Below are 21973 nucleotides of genomic sequence, written 5' to 3'. Positions count from 1 at the left end.
CAATGTATTGTAGAGAAATTAGGCTTTTTTTATCAATTCATTAAAGTTTTTATAATTCAAGGACTCAAGTTAATGATTATATTTTCAAGTATTCGTTTTGAGCTACATAGATATAGTTTTCGTTGCAACTGTTTGTTGAAATATTTTATCATGCTCAACAATAACCATTGTGGGATTAAATTGTTGAATAAGTTCTTCAATCTGCATACGGGAATAGATATCTATAAAATTTAGTGGTTCGTCCCATATATATATATGAGCTTTTTCACATAAACTTTTAGCGATAAGCAGTTTTTTCTTTTGTCCACCAGAATAATGAGATATATCTTTTTCAAATTGAATTCGGTCAAAGTCCATCTTACTTAGGATGGACTTAAATAAGGTTTCATCAATCTTGTGCTCTTCAATAAAGCCTGATAGCGATCCCTTCAAATGAGAAGTATCTTGTTGGACATAGGAAATGATGAGTCCTGTACCTAAAGTAACTAAGCCTGTATGCTGTATCGGATGTCCTAGAATTAGTTTTAGGATACTACTTTTTCCGCTCCCATTCGTTCCATCAAGTACAATTCGGTCACCTTGTTCAACTATGAAGCTAATCGGCTCATTCACAATTTGATCATTGTACTTAACGGACACGTCAACTAAAGTAATCAATTCATTTGATTTAAATTGTAGTTGTTCCAATTTTAATGATTCAGTTTTCTCCACATTTTTTAGTAATTTTGATTTTTCCTCAATAGCTTTTTGTTGCCTTGATTCAAGGTTTTTTGCTCTTTTCATCATCTTGGCTGCTTTATGTCCTACAAACCCCTTATCCAACTTAGAGCCTGAATTCCTCGTTCCATTTTTGGAAGCTTCCACGTCATGAGACCAACTTGCTGAACGTTTGGAAGACTGTTTTAATCGCCCTATGTCTTTTTGTAGACGCTCATTTGTAGCCTTCTCGTGTTCTTGCTGTCTATCAAAATTTAACTTCCAAGAAGAATAGTTACCACTTTGAACTTCAATATTTGCTCTATTAATAGATAGGATATGGTCAACGCACCCATCTAAAAAGATTCTGTCATGTGAAATTAAAATAAATCCTTTTTTCTTCCTTAGATAATCGGAGACTATCTTTCGTGCATCTGTATCTAAGTGATTTGTTGGTTCATCAATTAATAGAAATTGACCCGCATTTAAAAACAGTGCAGCAAGCAACACTTTTGTTTGTTCCCCATTTGATAATGTTTTAAATGGTCTGTACATGACCTCAGCATCAACATTTAAATAGGATATCTCACGTAGAAGTTCCCAATCTGCGGCTTGGGGACAAATTCCTTCAAGGATTTCATGAGTGAATTTGTTCTTATCTGAAACAGAGTAGGGGAAGTAATTGAATTCTACTGAAGCAAGGATTTTCCCGCTATACTCATAATTCCCTAACAATAAATTAAAGAATGTCGTTTTACCTCGTCCGTTTCTACCAATAAATCCTAGCTTCCAATCCGTATCTATTTGGAAGTTTACACTTTCAAAAATATTATCAAAGCTACCTGGGTATGAAAAAGTTAAGTCTTGGACCTTTATCATTGACATAATAATTCCTCCTTTATATATCGAAACGTTTCATATAAAGTCGGAACATCCATCCATTTTTTAATTCCTCTATATAAGTTTGATGGATATTAACGACTTATATAGAGCATTACATGTGTAACAATAGTATCTGAAGTACTCATTTTTCTCGCTCCTTTATTTGTGAAGTACATTTAACAATTAGTAAGTTTCAACTAAGACAAACGGGAATAAAAAAATCCCCCAATTTGTAATCGGAAGGATTAGTCTTTCGTCTATACTTAATAAGTACTTATTAATCATTTGAATCATGACAAATAAAGTATGAACTGAATTTTAAAAATGGATAGACTAACCCTATATTTTGTAGTTTGAAGTTATAAAATTCAACTTAAAATATAAATTAGTTAATCATTATTCATCCATCATTCCTTTCATAATTCTATTTTTAGAGTAACATTCTTTTTAGGGAGATGCAATATTAGCTTCAATTTCATCTAATTCTAAATCATTTATAATTCTTTGAGTAAGGAGATAAAACTTTACCGCCCTTTTTATAAACATCACATTTTTGTTCAATAGGTCATGTCTTTTGTCCGTTAAAAAGGGAGGATATGAAATTGACATCAACTTTTTGTGTAACTATAATAGTTACGGTTGGTTTCGTAAACTAATTTGAATTTCTATTTTAATGATAGTATATTTTCATTCCTTTTTAAGTGTGACAGATAGCAACTATAATCCAATAGAGGAGTAGATTCTATCTCATATGTAAAGAGTAGATAAGTTGTACCCGCCAAATTTACGATGCTCAAATACTTAAAAAATTACATTTTTCAGCTTATCCTTTTTAGAATCCTCAGTATTGATAATTGTAAACATCTACAAAAAGTTAATAAGATTGTTGTGTGTAGAAAGAAATCTTTTAAAAAGGTCATAATATGGATAATAGGTAGCACACATTTTAATTAGTAGGACTTGTGCCACCATCAAGCCATTTTTTAATAAAAGTATAGAAAAATCAAGAAGGTGAATCCATTGCGTAAACATGTATATGTGCAATTTTATGTATTGATATTGGCTTTAATAACTTATATAAGCTTTTGCTTTATATTTTTATTTGTTTTTCCGAATCATTATTTCGTATCAGATTTTAATATCCGACTATCATCTTTAGTCGTTGAAACTACTGTATTTATCTCATTACTGTATTCTATATTATCCCAAAAAATTAAGTTAGGAGTATTCTGGGTTTGCATTACTATTGCAATAGGGTGTTTTTTGATAGGGAATTTCATATCCGCTTTTCAAGTACTTAATGTAGAATTGCCAATACAAAATTTTAATATTTCTGATGTATTTCTACTGTTTTTCTTATTCTTCTTTCTTTTTGCGTTCTTTTATAAAATTATGATGGAATGTAACAAATGGGAGAAAGCGTATTTACTTTGTGATTTATGCATTGTTGTTACTGCTATTTTTACATTAGAGTGGTACCTATTTAATAAACCATCTGCAAATATTTTATTCTTATCAATTGGAGATGTTTTTCTCTCATTTATTTTTCCGATTATAGATTTATTGCTTCTATTACTTGGAGTTACACTGATCTTTCGACCTGCTATTTTCAATGCAAAAAGTAAATTGTTTATTTTTATCCTAGTATTAACTGGATTGGCTATTACGGACTATTTGTATTTTTACTTACAAGGTGATTTGTCAGAGCGTTCAGTTATATTTTTAAGGTGTTTGTATAGAGTTTTCCTATTATTTATCGCTATTGCTGCTACAATCCCAAAGAATACTTCTTCTAAAAGAAATTATTTTATTATTAATCCGACATTTGGAGAGAAACTTCTTGGTATATTCCCTTATCTTGCAGTTGCAGTCTTAATTGGCTTTACTTTGAAAGAGCAAACTTCTTCAGCTACATTAATTACGGGAAATTGTATTGCTTTTGTATTTGTACTGATTCGTCATACAATCGTACGAATGCAAAACAAAGAGTTAACTAAAACATTAAAAGTGTTTAATAATCAATTAGAACAAACAGTATCTCAAAGAACAAGGGATTTAATAAATAAATCTAATGATTTAGTAAAAAATCAAGAGAGATTTAAGTCATTATATGAGTATCATCCGGATCCTATTTTAACGATTGATTCAAACGGTATCGTATTAAATATAAACCAGGCTGGAAGTATGTTATTAGGAAAAGAAAGTGCTGCATTGATAGGGAAAGAGTGCTTCTCTATTTTTTTAGATGAAGATAAATCTGAATTGGAAGTAGCTATAAAGAAAGGGAAACGATGTAGTTCATCTTCACTACAGTTACGTGTGAAAAATAACAATGAGAAGGATATACTCTTTTGGTATGTCACTATAGTTCCTATTATGATAGAAGGACAAACCTTTGGGAGCTATGTAATGGTAAAAGACATAACAAGGATGAAACAACAACAGGAAGAGATAAATTACCTTGCATTCCATGATACGGTGACGGAGATTGGAAATCGTATATTCTTCCAACAAGAATTAGATAGATCTATTAAGCGTGCACAAAAAACACAGGATAAGTTTGGGCTCCTGTATATTGATTTAAATCGCTTTAAGACTATTAATGATACATTGGGTCATTCGATTGGTGACAAGGTTTTAAAAGAAGTTGCCAAACGTTTTAGGACATGTCTGTCACCGACTATTCCTCTAGCAAGAATAGGTGGTGATGAGTTTGCGATCATTGTCCATAACCAAACAGAGCAACAGCTATTGGATTTGTGTAAAACTCTATTTCGTATAACTGAAGAACCATTTGTAGTAAATCAGCATAGTTTTTACTTATCTCTTAGTATAGGAATAGCAGTGTATCCATTTGGAGGAATAAATACTACTACACTTTTACAACACGCTGATATCGCTATGTATAGCGCAAAGGAAAAAGGTAACAATGCTGTTTGTATGTATGACGAGACATTATCTCAACAAGTAACTCGTCGATTACGATTAGAACAGGATTTACCAAATGCAATTGAAAATAATGAGTTGTTTTTATTGTATCAACCACAAATTGATAGTAAGGCAGGTAAGGTTATTGGTGCAGAGGCTTTAATACGTTGGCAACATCCAGAGCTTGGGCTGATTTCTCCTTTTGAGTTTATACCTATCGCAGAAGAAACGGCGCAGATTATTTCAATTGGGAAGTGGACGTTACAGAAAGCGTGTCAACAACTGAAAGAATGGCATTCTGCGGGCTTTTCAAATCTAAAGATGGGGATAAATTTATCAGCTATAGAGTTTGAACAGAAAGATTTTGTTCAAACCATTATATCTACCATAGAAGAGATAGGAGTACCTGCTAATTCGATTGATTTGGAATTAACAGAGCGAATAGCAATGGTAGATGAAAAGGAAACCTTATCGAAGTTAAAAGCATTAAAATCATATGGTGTACATTTATCAATTGACGATTTTGGTACAGGTTATTCTTCATTAGCGTATCTGCCTCTTTATCCAATTGATACTTTGAAAATTCCAAGAGAATTTGTTAATAGGATTGGAACTTCTACTGATGGAGATGAAATTATACAAACCATTATTTCACTTGCTCATACTTTAAACATGAAAGTGATAGCAGAAGGGGTAGAAACGAAGGAACAATTAACAGTGTTACAACGTAATGCATGTTATCTAATTCAGGGCTATTACTACAGTAAACCTGTAAATGAAGATGAATTTATTGGTTTTTTAAGTACAATACAAAATGAATAAGTGAAAAATCAGTATATGTATGAAATAAAGTGAAAAGACGATCTATCCATATGGATTTGAACGTCTTTTCACTTTATTTTCAGTAGTTATGCAGCAAGGTTTCAGCCTTTGAAAGTAAAATAAGTATCTATATTCCTTGTATTTAGGGCTAATGGGATATGAGGTGAAAGTTGCTTCTTGTGAAACCGCATTAGGGACAGCTCGTATATTCTTAAAGCAATTTGAAAAAGCGGAAGAACATTTCAATCGTTCCATTGACCTTTTGTAAAAACATAATGAAGAAAAATTGATTTTAATAGTAAGGCATAATCTAGGACTATTATATGCAACTCAAAATTTATCTAAATTAGCAATTCGTCATTTATCAGAAGTCACAGAGAAGAATATTGCCCATTTTAAAGCAGTGTTCTTACAAGCGCGTGAACACTATAAGCTAAGAAAAACAAATATTGTAAAAGAACTTATTGAAAAAGGATTAGCAGTTTGTATGGAATTAGGAAATGAAGAGTATGTATATCATTTCAATATTTTACGTTCTCTTAATGAAGATGAAGCAATTAAACTCTTAGAAGAAGTGAAAAAAGTATTTCTTACTTCGAAAAGCAAGGTTTATGGGATTTCGTAGAAGAATATGCAGATCTAAAAAAGGAAGAAATTATACAATAATCACATGCTATCATTTTTAATAGCTAATTAACAAAAGGACTCCAATTATGGAGTCCCTTTGTTAATGGGATAATGCTTTAGTTTATCTAATTATAACAATATTTGTAAAAAGTGTAAAGGGGTCCTAGTTTGGAGGGGGAATTATTTAATCTTTTTTATTTAATAAAGGGATGATATTTAGTTATCTGCGCTTCTTAATTATGTTTTTTATCACAATTTGAAGTAAATTCCAGTTAATCTTATTTATTTTATAGGAATTATAAGTTATACTAAAAGTAGGTGCAAAATGTACCATTTGAAAAAGAGTGCATTGCAAAAAGGAATCCGTAAAGGATTCCTTTTTTGTTTCTTTTAAAATGAAGCAACGTTCTAATTATCTCTTTCATTTTTTATGAATGAACTACCAATGTATAAATTTAAAAGGTATTTTTGGAAAATTGCCATATTCCTGTAACAAAACAAAGGTATGTTATGTGTGTTAAATATAAAGAGAAAGAAGGAAAAGTTGTGAAAAAAGTTTTGCCAATTGTTGCGTTATTAGGCATGATGAGTTTTGGAGTACAGGAAATGAATGTAAGAGCTGATACATACCACAAGGGCGATTCAAAAATTAGTTTTTGGGATTCGAAAAGAAAGGGTACTAATTTCATGAATAGTACGTCATTACCTGAAAACTATAAAAGTGCAAAAGAAGCTAATATTGAATATGTACGTTTAGCACCTGATAAATGGGCAAAAGATAAAGATTTTCTATTTGAGGATAAACCAGATACTTCTGGAAAGGATTTTCTGATAGGTAATGCAGATAACTATCGGGGATTAGTAAAGGAAGATCTAGAAAAATTAAAGGCGGATTTAGATGCCGCACAATCACAAGGAATGAAAGTCGTTCTTACAATGTTATCCTTACCTGGTGATCGATGGCGCCAATTTAATAATAATAAGAATGACGACAGAATATGGGAAGAAGAGAAGTATCAAGAACAAGCAAGTCAATTTTGGAAGGATCTCGCTCTGGAACTAAAAGATCACCCCGCGGTGGTTGGTTATAATATTATAAATGAACCACATCCAGAAACAGCTAAAAATAATAGATATAATGATTTTTGGACGGAAGATTACGAGAAATGGTATGCAAAAGTAAAAGGAACGACAGCTGATTTAAACAGATTTTATGAAAAGGTGATTAACTCCATTCGTGAAGTGGACAAAGAAACACCGATTATTTTAGATTCAGGTTTATATGCTACTCCATGGGCCTTTAAATATTTAAAACCAGTAGAGGATAAAAAAACACTATACGCATTTCATATGTATGAACCATATGAATTAACGAGCCAAGGTGAAAAACAAAACAAGGAATATCAATATCCAGGATTAGTAAAAGTAGGGGATTTAGAGAAACCTGTAATGTGGAATAGACAGGGATTAGAGAAGTTTTTGAAGCCAATTCAACAATGGTCTAAGAAAAATCATGTACCATCTAATCGAATTATTGCAGAGGAGTTTGGAATTAACCGTACTGTTCCAGGTGCTACCCAATACATGCAAGATCTTATTTCTATCTTTAACCAAAAAGGATGGCATAAATCATTCTATGCATTCCGTGAAGACACATGGACAGGGATGAATTATGAATTGGGAACAGAAAAAATAAAATGGGATGAAGAGGGTAAACCGATGCGTCAAGATAATTCACTCTGGGATGTAATAAAAAAAGATTTACAAACGCGTAAATAGTTTAGAATATTAGGTTTAAGGACTAAATATAAGCATCTAATTCAAATAGAATTAGATGCTTTTTATTATAAAAAAGGTGGAGTTTTAAACAAATGTCTTTGCAATTGTATTAACCTTTAAAGTGAAAAAAGTTTTATGAATTTTTCGTGAGATCTCAACCTTTAAATGTTGTAATTTATTTACTTATTTCCCCAATTGGATATATTTCTCTAATTGGATGGAAGTTTAGAATACAGAATCAAAACATAATAGGCTGTTATCGATGAGTTTATCGTAAATTTGTTATTTAATGTGTCATCAAATAACATTTATATACAATAATACATAAAGAAAAGGAGATATTTATGAAAAAATATAGAGTAATAGACACAACTTAAATAGTATGAATAGCTTAGATTGTAAAAAAATGGAGAAGAAAACAAAAAACTTAAGAGTACTAAGGAAAAATGAGGGAGATAATATGGGGAATAATTCAAAACATAAAACTAGAAAAATACTTGCGGCCACTGCTACAGTAACTATGCTTGCGACTGGAATGATTTCTTCATCAGATGTCTTTGCGGAGCAAAAGGAGCAGCAAAAAAATTTATCGACATCACTGCAAAGTGAAAAGTCAGTTAAATCAGAAAATAGAGTATTTACGGTCCCAGGAAAAGGGGATGTTGAGGTACTGAAACAACAGGAAAGAAAAAATATGGCATTTAGTCCATATGAACCAACTGGTTTATATGCAAAGCCAAATGAACAAATAACGATTAATGTAGAAGGTAATCAAGATATTCAGGTATATATTGGAACGTATTCGTATGATGCTTCTTGGAGAGAAGATTCTAAGATAAAATCATTCACATTAAAAGCTGGTATAAACACAATCCAATCTCCAAATGGGGGGCTGATTTATTTTTATAATAAACAACAAGGTGGTACCATTCGAACAACAATCACAACAGGTGGAACGACTACGCCTTTCTTTGAACTAGGAAAGCATACGAAACAAGATTTAATAAACATGCTGGACCAGTATCCTAATGCACATGCAGTGGAGTTAAAAGGCGAACGTGTATTAATTACGGCCAGCCCTGCACGTGTTAAGAAATATTTGTTGGGTTCTAATACGGATCCTGTACAACTCTTAAAAAAGATGGATGAAGCTACTCGAATTCAAGACAAAGTAGCTGGATTATCTGAAGAACAAGTAGATAAACATTATGTTCATTACGTAGAAGAAAATCATTCTCCTGATTATTATATGTATGCAACTTCTTATCGAACAGCATATGTAGGAGATGCAATCCAATACGTGTTAGATATTAATAAATTTGTAACAGATGGATGGGGTCCTTGGCATGAGGCAGGACATTTGAGACAACAATCACCCTGGAAGTTTTATAATATGACAGAAGTACAAAATAATATATACAGCCTTTCTGTAGAAAAAGCATTTAATCAACCATCCAACTTAGAGAAAAGTGGAGTTTATCCAAAAGCGTTTCAATATCTAGAACAAACGAATAAAAATTATGACGAAATTAGTGATGTTTTTGTAAAACTTGTTATGCTCTGGCAACTACAGTTAGCGTATGGAGAGGATTTCTATCCTAAATTGCATCAATTGTATAGAGACATGCCTTCAAGTGAACTTCCACAAACTGATGAAAATAAAAAACAATTATTTATGATTTCAGCATCAAAAGTAGCCAAACAAAATTTGATTCCTTTCTTTGAGAAGTGGGGATTACGTCCAAATAACGATACCATTCAAAAAGTAGCTGCATTAGGATATCCAATTTTAACAGCAGAGATTTGGAAGGGTACGGATTCTAATCCAATTAAACCAGATATGCCTAATGTAAATAATATTTTAGAAGGAAACCAGTTTGCATGGTCACTAAAAGGAATTAGTGATTTCGAGTTTGCTAAAATTAATTTCAATAAATCGACAGAAGAAATACAAGTAGACTTAAAAGCAGGCGTACCGCATCATTATTTTAATGAAACATATGCGAGTATTAGAGTACAAAATGCATCAGGGAAAGTAGTATACAATAAAGACATTTATGGAAATAAACAACAAAATGCTGAATCGCAAAAAGTTTCAGTCAAAGTAGGAGATTTTATTGAGTTAACACATCTAGAAGGTGTGCATAGAGCTACTCTCACAAATGTAGATAATAGTAAACAAGAGAGCTTTGGAAAAAAAGCCATGTACGAAGTTACAAAGGAAGGTCTGAAGAAAGTAAATCAAATTGTTAATCCGAAACCGGACACAGAAGCTCCAACACAGCCAAAAGGATTATATGCAAGCAACCTTACTTCTAACAGTGTAGAGCTAAAATGGAATCCTTCTACAGATAATGTAGGTGTAAAAGAATATCAGGTATTACGCGATGGACAATTGATTCAAACGGTACAAGGAACGACGTTTACTGATCAAAACTTAACAGTTAATAAGGAATATAAATATGCAGTGAAGGCTGTAGATGCAGCTGGAAATACATCAATCCAAAGTGAAATTCTTCTTGTAAAAACCAAAGATCAAAATGTATCTTATGAAAAATGGGATCCAAAGAAGGCATATACAAAGGGCGATAAAGTAGAACATCAAGGGACAGTGTATGAAGCTGTTCAAAATCATCAAGGAAATGGTGACCCGAATTGGATATTTGCACTATCGTTATGGAAAGCAATTACAATCAATTAATATGTAAGAATCAGATGTAAAGATAGAACAACATCCAGTATTTTAAAGAATTACTGGATGTTGTTTGAATTTTGATAGATTTCTCTACTACGTTAGTATTCAATAATAAAAATTAGAAAAGGATGTAGATTAGTGATTAGTCAGAAAACAAAGCAAAGATTTAATAAAGTTATTATAATTACCGCAGCATGTAGCATGTTTTCTATGTTTGGAACGTCTATTTTGCACACTAAAGCTGCAACACATTCAGCTGCTCCAGCAGTTTATGTGAGTCCCCAAAATATATCTGCCTCAGATATTATTAGTATAGACTGGTCACCAGTTCAGACACCACCTTATACGTACTGGGCTGTACACAACTGGAATGCAGGTGGTGAAGCTGGAGGATATGCTGGTTTTCAACAACAAAGTGGGTTTGATGAAAATGGAAAACGTACTTTACATTTTGCCTTATGGGATCCAATTTCCTCTAAAGAAGCAATAAAGGCCGAATACTTATCTCCGAATTCGCAAGCTGGACCCTTTGGAGGAGAAGGAACAGGAATGAAGGTTCAAACAACTTATGGTTGGAAAGACTACAATTGGTACACAATGACAATGCGTTCATGGCAAGAAAATGGTCATACTAAATTTGGACAATGGATGAAAGATGTAACAAAGAATAAATGGCATCAAATTGCAATTATGGACTTTCCGGTTGCTAATGTTGTATTTAATCATGGTTTAGGAATGTTTCAAGAAGACTGGGCTGATAGTGGACAGAATGTTCGAGAAGCGCGCTTGAAAAATGGTTATAGCCGAAAATTAGTTGATAAACAATGGAGTTCTTGGAATAATCAAAGTATTTCTGGAACGCATGATAATACTTATCAATATGATGGAGGATCTACTTCAGAATATGTATGGGTCAAAGCAGGAGGTAATACGCAGTCTACTATTGGGGCAGGAAAAATATTCACGCTAAATCAACCTACTCAACCTGAAATAGGAAAACTAGATTTTGATATCCAATCTATATATTATGAAAATGAAAAATTAAATGTATCTTGGAAACTAAAAGAAAATAGTACACCGCAATTTAAGGGGAAAATTGAAATTTATAACAATGAAAATATGACGGGCCAACCTATTAACGTAATTAATGATATTAAATCTTATCAAAATGGAATCAGTCAATCTATATCATTACCAACAAATGCTTATGCAAAAATTGTATTAACGGATATATTTGATCAAACTGTTGAGAAAAAGGTACAAATCAAAAATGAATCTCCAAACATTTTTGAAGGTAATGAATTTGCATGGTCGCTGAAAGGGATTGGAGATTTTGAATTTGCGAAAGTAAATTTAAATAAATCAACAGAAGAAATGCAAATTGATCTAAAAGCAGGTGTACCACATGACTACTTTGATAGTACATATGCAAGTATTAAAGTGCAAAACACATCAGGTAAAGTGGTCTATAACAAAGAGATTTATGGAAACAAACAGCAAAATGCTGAATCGCAGAAAGTTCCAGTCAAAGTAGGCGATTATATAGAGTTAACACATCTAGAAGGTGTACATAGAGCTACTCTTACAAATGTAGATAATAGTAAACAAGAGAGCTTTGGAAAAAAAGCCCTATACGAAGTTACAAAGGAAGGCCTGAAGAAAATAGAAAAAATGCCAGAAGCAACAATTTTAGAAGGAAACAAGTTTGCATGGTCATTAAAAGGATATAGTGATAGAGAAATTGCAAAAGTAGATTATGATGAAACGGTAGAAGAGATGAAGGTAAAACTAGAAGCAGGTGTACCACATTCCTATTTTGCTAGTACGTATGCTAGTATTAAGGTCCAGAATTCTTCTGGTAACGTTCTGTACAAAAAGGAAATCGTGGGAAATAAACAACAAAATACTGAAAGCCAAACTGTGCCCGTCAAGGTAGGGGATTACATTGAATTTACCCATATAGAAGGAGAAGCAACAAAGGAAAAAACGCGAGCAACTTTAATTAACCTTGAAAATAACAAAAATGAAACCATTGGAAAAACAGCAAGATATCAAGTTACAAAAGAAGGCTTGAAGAAAGTAGAAAAAATGCCAGAAACAACGGTTTTAGATGGAAATCATTTTGGGTGGTCATTAAAAGGATATGGTGATAGAGAAATCGCAAAAGTAGATTATAATAGGACAACAGAGAAAATGCAGGTGAACTTAGAAGCAGGCGTACCACATTCTTACTTTAATAATACGTATGCAAGTATTACAGTAAAGAGTTTAACCGGTAGTGTTGTGTACAATAAGGAAATCGTGGGAAATAGACAACAAACTGCTGAAAGCCAAATCGTGTCCGTAAAAGTGGGAGATTACATTGAGTTTACCCATATAGAAGGGGATGCAGTAAAGGAAAAGACACGAGCTACACTTATTAATCTTGAGAATAATAAACAAGAATATATGGGCAAAAAAAGAATCTATCAAGTTACTTCAACAGGATTAAACAAAATAGATTAATATGAAAAACATTCTAAGTATTAATTAGATGCAAATAGTCGTTCATTGTGAACGGCTATTTGGCTTTTATTTAAAGAAAAGTGAAAGGAAAATACTCTCATTTTTATATATACTCTCGTTGTCATCAACTGCTATATTTTTTATCAGGGGAAAATAATTTAAAAAATGCGCTTGAGAATTGATACATGTTTAAGTGCTATAGATTTGAGAAAAAAGAAACAGAATAGTAAGGTATTTGTTGATAAACCCTTTCTTTTATTACAATATTTTACATATTTAGTATAATGTATATGAGTTCTGTATATTAAGGGAGGAATGATAATGAAAAGGCTCATAACACGTGCAAGTGGTAATACAATCTCAAAAAGGTTAGTTTTAATGGTTTTGTCGGTGGTTTTAATGATAGTGATGATTATACCATCGAATGATGTATCGGCAGCCAATCTATCAAAAGCAGGCTTACTAAAAGGCGTAAATTTATTTAATGGAAGTTGGACAGTTGCTATACAGGCAGCAAATTTACAATATGTTTCGGCTGAGCCTTCGGGAAATATAATAGCAAATCGTAATGCAGTTAATGAATGGGAGAAATTCGAATTAATTCCGACTGGGGAATTATATACGTACGCTTTAAAAGCTAAAAGTAATGGGAAGTATGTTTCGTTTGAGCCAAATGGTAGAGTAGTAGCAGATCGTACATCAATTGGTGCATGGGAAAAGTTTATTTTATATAATGGTGGAGACAATAGGATATATGTATTACAAGCACTAAGTAATGGTAGATATATATCAGCAAATGGTGGTAGAGAATTAACAGCTACTAGTTATGTAGCTGGAAGCTGGGAAAGATTTGTTATTGTATACTTCTAAACTTTGAAGTGTTATATATCTAAATGATAATGGCATGTTTAGTTGGTATAAATACCTAATACAATAAAGTTTTAAGCATGTAATACAAGTGTATATTAACGTGTAAAAGGGCTGCAAATAATTAGCAGTCCTTTTTGCATGTTAAATAAGGACTTACTGAGGTTATAATGAGAAGAAAAAGAACCCTATAGGGTTCTTTTTCAAGGCATATTAACAGTAAGGAGAATCATGAAATGCTACTTCAAATCTTTATTAGGGGAAAGATTTTGAAAAAGCTTAACATGTATTTATTTTTACATAAATGTAAGATGTAGTAAATTGATAATATTTATACTTACTATTACTAATATTCAATTAAGATAGTTAATACTATTTATATAGTGTTAACTGGTGTATAGTACAGTATAGATTTAGAAATTTAATATTAGATTACATTTGTTAAAAAAGTTAATAGATATATTTTTTCAAATCCTAACTAACATTTAAACGGTTTTAATTGAAATTGGTTGTGTATTAACCCTTATAAGCCAATAAAAGTAAATAAAATAAACAAAGACCCTGTAATAAATACAGGGCCGGATACAGGGTTAAGGGAACGCATAGTTTCTTAATATCATAGTAGCATATATTCTTTGTATAGCTACATGAGGATTTTGACAGAATTAAGAACAAGACAGAAAATCTGTAGGAAAGCAAATATAGTGCTGGAAATGTGATTTTAAATTAAGCTATAGGTATATTGAAATGGATGAAAACTCTTGAGTACCATGATTAAATTGCCTTTAATTATGAGGTTTAGGTTAGAGGGATAATTGGATCTTACTGAAAAGAAAAAATGTTTTTTAGATTAAAAGAAGAAAAGACACCTTTTGGGTGTCTTTTCTTTAGGTAAACAGTTCACATATTGCTGAATTAGATACGAAACCATAATTCGACTACGAAGTAAATCCTAACATAATCTGAACAGAAAAAATATGTAATATTACATTTTTAGTTTTTAATTATTTTATTCAATATAGAGAAGCAACGTAAATAAAAGGGCATGCAGTCGTATCTGCAGCCCTTTTTAGGAGGAATTCAAGATACCATTAGGACACGTATTGGTAAACAGGTTCAAAAATAGTATGTGTGAAAAGAAAAAGTCCTATACCAAAAGTAGACAGGACCTTATCTTTTTTACATTTTAAAAAATGAAATTCTGTCCTTTTGAAATCAGTACAGCACACACTTGGTTTGAAATGAAATTAGAAAAAGTATACATGAAAATGGCAGACAACTATTTTGTTGCCTGCCGGTGCCAGTGGGTTGAATGAGTTAGTCAATTCAATAAATTGTGCTATCCCATTACCAGAAGAGTGAAGCCGTTAGTCCAAACGGCTTAGACATAGTTTGTCTAATAAAGAAAAAATTATGAGTAGAAATTTTGTTTGCTCTATATGAAAAGATAAATAGATATTCATCAGACAAGGATAATTTAGCATATCTTGAATAGGGTGTAGGAACGAATTAAAGAAAGGGATATTTGTTTAGGAAGGGACTGACTCAGGAGTGGGACTTTTGGACAGGGTTTGGGGAGCGGTGATTGCCTTTGGCATTGCGACTAATATCGTTGCTTGTATAATGGCAGTATACATTCAAAAATATGAGCTAATGATAAATCATCTTACAAATATTTTATTTTTAATAATTATCTCTTTAACGTTTATAAAGATGAAAATTAACAGATGGGTGGCTTTAGGATTTACATTAGTTGTAATAGAGAAAGGTATTAAAGCGGGCTATGACTTCTACACACATAATTATTATAGTGTCAGTTGGAGTTTAGCTATCATTGTCTATTGCATATACGAGATGGAAAAGTATCATATTGAAATAAACGAATAGGCGCAACAAAAAGGTGTTAGTAGGTGGAATTCTTTTTAAAATACTATAAAAAAGACACTACAAGAGTGTCTTTTTTTTGAAAATACTCTATAATTAACTTTGGGGAAGGTAATGTTAGAGTATTCGTTTAGCATTATCTTTATATTTGATAAACCATGAAATCGAAAGATTTTGTGGTTTATTTTATGAACAATAGATATTACAGTATTGGCAGTGAGTTATTAATCATTTTAAGCATTAGGGGAGAATGGATTAAAAGTCTAACATCGAATAACGGTTCCGGAATATAGTGTTGCGAAATGATCTCCCATATCCCAAACGGTACTTGCCTGTATATAGCCCTTAAAGCCTTCTGAAGAATAATAAATCTCTTTTGGTATACTTTCTTTAGTTTGGAAATGTGCTTTAGAGTACTTTACATAATGGTTTTTAACAACTTTTGCTTCTGGAACAATAGTGTTTTTTTGTTCCAATTTTGGCCTAGCACTAGAAGGTGGTATGAATTTTACATTGTCTTGGTAATTAGGATCTAAGGTGTCAGCTTGTACACTGTGTGACGAAACAAAGGTGCTTAGACTACTTCCCGCAATTAAAGTTGCAAATACTAACTTTGAGAATTTTGTTAATCTACTCATTCTATAATCTCCTTTTTATTATTTTGTAAGGTATCTCCTTACACCTCACAGTCTATATCCACTACAAAAGGGTGTACATACATATTGATAGACAAAATTCTACAAAATACCGCATGTTTTTGGGATTTATGTATAATAATCCAATGTCTAATAATCTATTAAAAGTAAAAAGGTAGGTCTTATATAAAAGAAAATGAATAATTTATACAGGTAATGTATATGGAATTATTGTTTAAATATTCTAAAATGAGTTGATAAAGATGTTGGTAGGTTTTTTGGAAAACAAATAATTCCCTAGGTGAAATTTGGAAGGAAGATTCTCTGTTAGAGTTTTTATAAGGGAATTCATTTTCGTAGATTCAAAATGTAAAAATAACTAAAAGAGCAAGTGTTTCAATGGGTAAAAAGCTATGTTGAGTCTTTTTTCTCTGTCGGTGGTCGTCTAATCAATGAAATGACGGATGCTTATGATAGTTTGTGTCTAGCAACATTCGTGTATAAACGAATGAATTAAGAAAAGGGTGAAATATTGGATAACTCGAAATGGATGCCTTTAAGTAATGTTGATGATGATGAGGAAATTTGGGTAGGAGCAAGAGTTAGGTTGTACAATGTTGGTATGAATAGAGAAGATAAAGAAAATAATTTCTATGAATATATTATTTCTTATATCTACGACAACACTAACTACTTACAACTAACTAATTTAACAACAGGAAAAGCAGGTTATATTATTTGTGTCATTGAAAAAGAATTACCAAATAATTATGCTTTGGGCAGAACATTAAAGCAAAGAATAGGTTTAGAAAATACCTATTTTAGATTTGAATAATCAACAAATAAGGGAAGCACCAACTCTAAGGTGTCTTCCCTTATTTAATACTTTTTATCAATAATCAATATTAACAGAGCCTAAATAAAAAAGTGAGAAAAATGATAAACACTCTTCTCACTTTCATCAATTAGGGTGGCATATATATAAATATGCGTTTGGGTGGATTTTGGATGAAAAATCCACATGCATAGTATAACAAAAAAATTATGGCTTTTCGCATGTAATATTGCATATGAAAAATAGTAAAGTTTTAAATTTTAATATTAACAACTTATATATATGTGTTACAATGTAATTCTCTAATTTATTTTATTCTCCTATTTAGAATTTATAGTTTAGTGATTCAATAATACAAAAGTGGTTTTAATAAATAGATAAAACGATGAAATAATACAGTTAGAATGGTTAAAAGGCAGCTAAATATAAGTATTAAAAAAAAATTACTTATTTATGTTTAGTGAATGTATTATGGTAAGAATTTCATCCGATTGGATTAGCGCTAAACTAGATTTTTATCCAAACAAATCCAATAATTATTTTTTAAATGAAGTATATGTTGCATCAAGTTTATTTGGAATAATTCGTAGTCTAATAATTGCTGAATCTAGAAAAATAACATATTCGAAAGGAGGACAGATAAAACTCTGTCTGTGAAAATTAAATCTCTAAATTATAAAGTATGGATAATAGGATGTAATTGTGGTTTCATTTCGAATGGTACCATAAATGAATGTGGAAAAGTAAAGGAGAAAAATTTAAATAAACTATATAAGTAGTAAAAATGAAAAGGAGAAGTAGCTAGTGTTTAATATAAAAGAAAGATTGGGGCAAATAAAGCTTAAAACGAAGTTGTCTATGGCATTTATAGCAATATTAATTATACCAAGCCTTATCGTAGGAGTATTATCTTATAATAAAGCAAAAACAGATCTTAATGAAACAATTCTACAATCAGCAAAAGATAATATAAGTATTTTAGATAAGATTGTTGATGATGAATTAGAAAATAAGCATACAGATATCACTCATTTTGCAAAGGTACTCACACAAGGGGATTATAATCCTGAACAATCGCAAAATGTACAGAATAAATTTGATCAATATATACAGTTACATCCAGAGATAGAAACAATTTATACGGCATCCAGTAACAATCAATTTATTCATGCACCTGTTGGAAAAATACCAGAAGGGTTTAATCCGCTAGAAAGCAGTTGGTATAAGGATGCAGTAAAAGCAGATGGAGAGATTATTGTTTCATCTCCATATAAATCAAAGTCTACAGGAAATATGGTAATTGCAATTGCAAAGCAGAATGCAGATAAAAGTGGTGTCATTGGCGTAGATTTGAATATTAAAGATATCGTAAAAACATCCAAAATGATAAAAATTGGGAAGCAAGGATTTGTATCTATAGTTAGTCAAGATAAAACTATAGTTGTTCATCCATCACTAAAACCTGGAGAGAAATTAGATAAAACTTTAGTGGATGAATTGTACAAGACAGAAGATGGAGTAATTACTTATAGCCTCAATGGTGAAGATCGAAACATAAGCTTTAAGACAAATAAAAAAACAGGTTGGAAAATAGCTGGCGTAATGCCTACGAAAGAAATTGAAGAAGCTACCAATCCTATTTTTTATAAAACGCTCACTATAATAGGTGCTTCATTATTGTTAGGTGGAATTGTAATTCTATTCATACTTAGATCTATTATTACTCCACTAAGACAATTAGTCATTTCAGCTCAAAGAATTAGTCAAGGAGATTTAACCGAGAAAATAGATATTCGTTCAAAGGATGAACTTGGGCAATTAGGTGGTAGTTTCAATACAATGGCAGAGTCGTTACGTAATATTATTTCTCAAATTAACACATCTGCAGGACATGTAGCTGCGTCTTCTGAGGAACTAACTGCTAGTGTAGAGCAAGCAAGTGTTGCGACAGAACAAATTACAAAAGAGATGGAAGAAATCTCGAACAGTGCAGAGGTTCAAAATAATGAAGTTGAGTCTGGAGCTGAATTAATTGGTGAGGTAACACGAAATATTCAATACGTAGCTGAGAATGCTTCTGAAGTATCGGCTTCATCCATATACACTAAACAAAAAGCAAATGAAGGTGAACAATTAGTAGAACAAACTGTAACACAAATGCAGTCTATCCATCACTCTGTTTCTCAATCCGATAATGTCATAAAATTATTAGATAAGAAATCACAGCAAATTGGCAGTATATTAGAAGCGATTCAAAATATTGCGGAACAAACAAATTTATTAGCATTAAATGCAGCGATTGAAGCAGCTAGAGCTGGGGAACAGGGGAGAGGGTTTGCAATTGTTGCTGATGAAGTTAGAAAGTTGGCGGAGCAATCATCCGAATCTTCAATGGAAATTGGAAGTTTAATTAAGGAAATACAAGCAGACGTACATGAGACTGTAAAAGCTATGAATGAAGTAGGCGTAGAAGTACAGTCGGGAATTAAGGTTGCTAACGATACAAAACAAAGTTTTTATGAGATTTCAAAATCTGCAAATGATATTGTATCAAAAGTGCAGGGTATGGTAGAACTATCAAATAAAATGACAACTGATGCAATGAAAGTTGATACATCGATTGATCAAATAGCTATGGCTGTAAAAGAAAATTCTTCAAGTATGCAAACGATAGCTGGTTCATCTGAGGAACAACATGCTTCTATGGAAGAGATAAATTCTTCAGCAATACAATTAGCACAGATGGCGGAAGAACTTCAAGAGTTAATTGGTGGATTTAAGATTTAAGTTGAGATTCTAGGAGAGAATGCTAGAATCTTGTTACAGAGTGGAAATGAAAAATCTTATAACATAGTAAATAAGTATAATATGTACTCTCTATGCGTATTGAACAGGCAGATAAGCCATTTAAAAACCCTCCATTTGGAGGGTTTTTAAATACATTTACATTAAATTTGTGGTGGTGCACCACCATAATCGCCAACACTATATGAAGGAGCAGGATAATGCCCATGAGTAGCAAGTTGATCTGTTTTAGAAAACTGAAAAATTCCCACCGTTAATACCCCAATAAAAGCAATGCCTGATAATAATAAGCTAATTTTTTTCATTATTTTAACACTCCTTTTGCGATTGATTTTTGTCTTGCTTGATAACAAATATGGAAATAGTCACTTACTTTTTGGTGGTTCTCTAATTGTCTACATTTTGTGGCAAATAATTCGGCGTATTCGACAACATATTCCCATAATTCTTCTTCCTCAAAGTATAAGATTCCTTCTTGAATGATTTTTTCTAATTCTTCCAATGGAATATTTTCGTTTAATTTTTTTAAAATAGAGAAGTGGTGTGTGTATTCTTCGTTATGAATTTCTCTGCAAATTTGTAGTCCCTTATCAATGAGTTGGCCGGCCATTGATTGTTCTCCTAACTTATAATGTTCCTTAGCTTGTAGGAAGATAGCCTTGAAGTGTGTAGGGATTTTCTCTGTTACTTCTGAAAGGTGACGAATAGCTAAAGTAGACATACTTTGATCAGAATACAGCCACCCCATAGTATTTTTTACGTATAATAAGGAATCTTCTTCCCTATTTTTTTGTAGTAAATCAATTGCACAATGTAGATATTCTTCTGCTTGTTCGTACTGTTTTAAATAGATGCAGCAACCACCTAGCAAACTATTACAAAAGGCTGTTTTTACTTCATAACCTTCGTACTTTGAAAAGATTGCTCTCGATTTATTTGCGTATTCGATAGAAGCGAGATTGTTATAGGTATGGTGATAGAAAGTAGCAATTCTATAGTAAAATTCAGCATGTTCAATTTCATCTGGTATAGCTACCAATATTTTTTCTGCTAGTTTATAATGTTCCTCTGCCTCAGTATAATTTGATATAAAAGTGGAATGAATGGATTTGAAAAAATGATAATAGAATTGTAGAAATTGATCTGTAGGCATATCATAATCGCTAATAGTATCAAAACTATTTTGTTGAATACCAAGGCTATCTGTTAAGACCTTGTAACGAAATTCGAGTAGTGAATAGTATAGTAACAAATTTTGATCCTGATGCTCTTGATCCGGTTCAATGCTTAACTTATTAATTTTTTCATCAATTTTCTTTTTTAGATTAGTAGCTTTTATAACTTGCTGAGATAGCATAGATCGATACCAGTCGTTCAATAGAGAGGTTAATTGCTCATTTCCTTTTACTGAGACACTCATAATATACGCCTCCATTTTCTAAAAAAATCCTAATCTAATTTAATTATAAACATCATAACAAAATAGAAGAAAAAATGGAGTGATATTACAATATTTTTCAAGAAAATTCATAAAAAATAATCAATTCGTGTCGAATATACTTAGAATAAAGCATTCAAAAATAATCAAAAGATGATATGAGTCTTTATACGTTCTATCAGGTGAACTTAGAAACTGTGATTGAAGATTTATGAAATTTCCTTTTCTTAAAACGGATTAATTACGTATTAATTTTCAAATTATTTTATCGGATACATATAGTATGTATCAACACCAAATATATAAATCTTGCGTATGTAAATAAGAAGACAATAAAGAAAACAAAAAAAAACTTGTAAGAATTCCTACAAGTTCTTTTTTTAGATAATGTAAAAAGGTGAAACAGAACATCTCATTATTTGTAATAGTGAAATTATCTTACTTATGGTTTTGTTTTACAGAAGAGGTACTATATTGAAGATTTGTTCTTATTGTTGATTAAAGACAAGTTAAAGACTGGTAGGGAAGAAGTGCATAAAAGAGAAATCCTTCTTTACTTATTCTAAAAAGATAAT

The 21973-nt window shown here is 31.6% G+C and carries 12 protein-coding genes and 1 pseudogene; 9 read left to right on the top strand and 4 right to left on the bottom strand.

Features of this window, described 5'->3' with window-relative positions; all coding sequences use genetic code 11:
• Positions 1-102: 102 nt before the first annotated feature.
• Positions 103-1581 carry an Lsa family ABC-F type ribosomal protection protein gene (locus NST90_RS16420; RefSeq protein ID WP_070179417.1) on the bottom strand — a complete coding sequence of 493 codons (1479 nt, stop codon included), beginning with the start codon at positions 1579-1581 and terminating at the stop codon, positions 103-105.
• Between the two features lie 1017 nt (positions 1582-2598).
• Here NST90_RS16420 and NST90_RS16415 point away from each other — a divergent pair.
• From NST90_RS16415 to NST90_RS16385, 7 genes and pseudogenes are all read left to right on the top strand, one after another.
• Positions 2599-5328, top strand: a complete 2730-nt coding sequence (locus NST90_RS16415; protein WP_025708933.1) for a GGDEF domain-containing phosphodiesterase — start codon at positions 2599-2601, stop codon at positions 5326-5328.
• Between the two features lie 154 nt (positions 5329-5482).
• Positions 5483-5967, top strand: a pseudogene (locus NST90_RS16410) (tetratricopeptide repeat protein); the annotation flags it as partial.
• 498 nt (positions 5968-6465) lie between these two features.
• On the top strand, positions 6466-7734 hold the full coding sequence (locus NST90_RS16405) for a cellulase family glycosylhydrolase (protein ID WP_002026152.1): 1269 nt from the start codon (positions 6466-6468) through the stop codon (positions 7732-7734).
• Between the two features lie 460 nt (positions 7735-8194).
• Positions 8195-10435 (top strand): M60 family metallopeptidase, encoded by a 2241-nt coding sequence (locus NST90_RS16400; RefSeq protein ID WP_046392936.1) that lies wholly within the window; start codon positions 8195-8197, stop codon positions 10433-10435.
• Positions 10436-10567: 132 nt separating this feature from the next.
• Positions 10568-12934 (top strand): putative mucin/carbohydrate-binding domain-containing protein, encoded by a 2367-nt coding sequence (locus tag NST90_RS16395; RefSeq protein ID WP_025708931.1) that lies wholly within the window; start codon positions 10568-10570, stop codon positions 12932-12934.
• 321 nt (positions 12935-13255) lie between these two features.
• Positions 13256-13804 (top strand): hypothetical protein, encoded by a 549-nt coding sequence (locus tag NST90_RS16390; protein WP_025708930.1) that lies wholly within the window; start codon positions 13256-13258, stop codon positions 13802-13804.
• 1548 nt (positions 13805-15352) lie between these two features.
• Positions 15353-15688, top strand: coding sequence for a hypothetical protein (locus NST90_RS16385; protein ID WP_025708929.1), 336 nt, complete (start codon positions 15353-15355; stop codon positions 15686-15688).
• Between the two features lie 260 nt (positions 15689-15948).
• Here NST90_RS16385 and NST90_RS16380 read toward each other — a convergent pair whose 3' ends face one another.
• Positions 15949-16323, bottom strand: coding sequence for a hypothetical protein (locus NST90_RS16380; RefSeq protein ID WP_000088960.1), 375 nt, complete (start codon positions 16321-16323; stop codon positions 15949-15951).
• A 547-nt stretch (positions 16324-16870) separates the two neighbouring features.
• On the opposite strand from NST90_RS16380, the gene NST90_RS16375 reads away from it, so the two are divergent.
• Both NST90_RS16375 and NST90_RS16370 read left to right on the top strand, forming a co-directional pair.
• Complete coding sequence (locus NST90_RS16375; RefSeq protein WP_002024558.1) at positions 16871-17155, top strand: hypothetical protein; 285 nt, start codon at positions 16871-16873, stop codon at positions 17153-17155.
• A gap of 804 nt (positions 17156-17959) precedes the next feature.
• On the top strand, positions 17960-19942 hold the full coding sequence (locus NST90_RS16370; protein ID WP_025708927.1) for a methyl-accepting chemotaxis protein: 1983 nt from the start codon (positions 17960-17962) through the stop codon (positions 19940-19942).
• 161 nt (positions 19943-20103) lie between these two features.
• On the opposite strand, the gene NST90_RS16365 is transcribed toward NST90_RS16370, so the two are convergent.
• Together NST90_RS16365 and NST90_RS16360 are read right to left on the bottom strand one after the other, a co-directional pair.
• The gene (locus NST90_RS16365; protein ID WP_000724107.1) at positions 20104-20265 is read right to left on the bottom strand and encodes a hypothetical protein; all 162 of its coding nucleotides are present in this window, start codon (positions 20263-20265) and stop codon (positions 20104-20106) included.
• A complete protein-coding gene (locus NST90_RS16360; protein WP_025708925.1) occupies positions 20265-21380 on the bottom strand; it encodes a Rap family tetratricopeptide repeat protein in 1116 nt (371 codons plus the stop codon). The genes NST90_RS16365 and NST90_RS16360 overlap by 1 nt, the downstream gene beginning before the upstream one ends.
• Positions 21381-21973 lie beyond the last annotated feature (593 nt).

This window comes from Bacillus sp. FSL E2-8900, from assembly GCF_037966225.1.
Lineage (GTDB): Bacteria > Bacillota > Bacilli > Bacillales > Bacillaceae_G > Bacillus_A > Bacillus_A cereus.
This window is presented reverse-complemented; position numbering and strand designations above follow the sequence as displayed.

Coding starts and splice junctions, on each gene's coding strand:
- NST90_RS16375 (WP_002024558.1), top strand. CDS start 16,871: ATGCCTTTAAGTAATGTTGATGATGATGAGGAAATTTGGGTAGGAGCA.
- NST90_RS16400 (WP_046392936.1), top strand. CDS start 8,195: ATGGGGAATAATTCAAAACATAAAACTAGAAAAATACTTGCGGCCACT.
- NST90_RS16390 (WP_025708930.1), top strand. CDS start 13,256: ATGAAAAGGCTCATAACACGTGCAAGTGGTAATACAATCTCAAAAAGG.
- NST90_RS16420 (WP_070179417.1), bottom strand. CDS start 1,581: ATGTCAATGATAAAGGTCCAAGACTTAACTTTTTCATACCCAGGTAGC.
- NST90_RS16360 (WP_025708925.1), bottom strand. CDS start 21,380: ATGAGTGTCTCAGTAAAAGGAAATGAGCAATTAACCTCTCTATTGAAC.
- NST90_RS16380 (WP_000088960.1), bottom strand. CDS start 16,323: ATGAGTAGATTAACAAAATTCTCAAAGTTAGTATTTGCAACTTTAATT.
- NST90_RS16405 (WP_002026152.1), top strand. CDS start 6,466: ATGTGTGTTAAATATAAAGAGAAAGAAGGAAAAGTTGTGAAAAAAGTT.
- NST90_RS16365 (WP_000724107.1), bottom strand. CDS start 20,265: ATGAAAAAAATTAGCTTATTATTATCAGGCATTGCTTTTATTGGGGTA.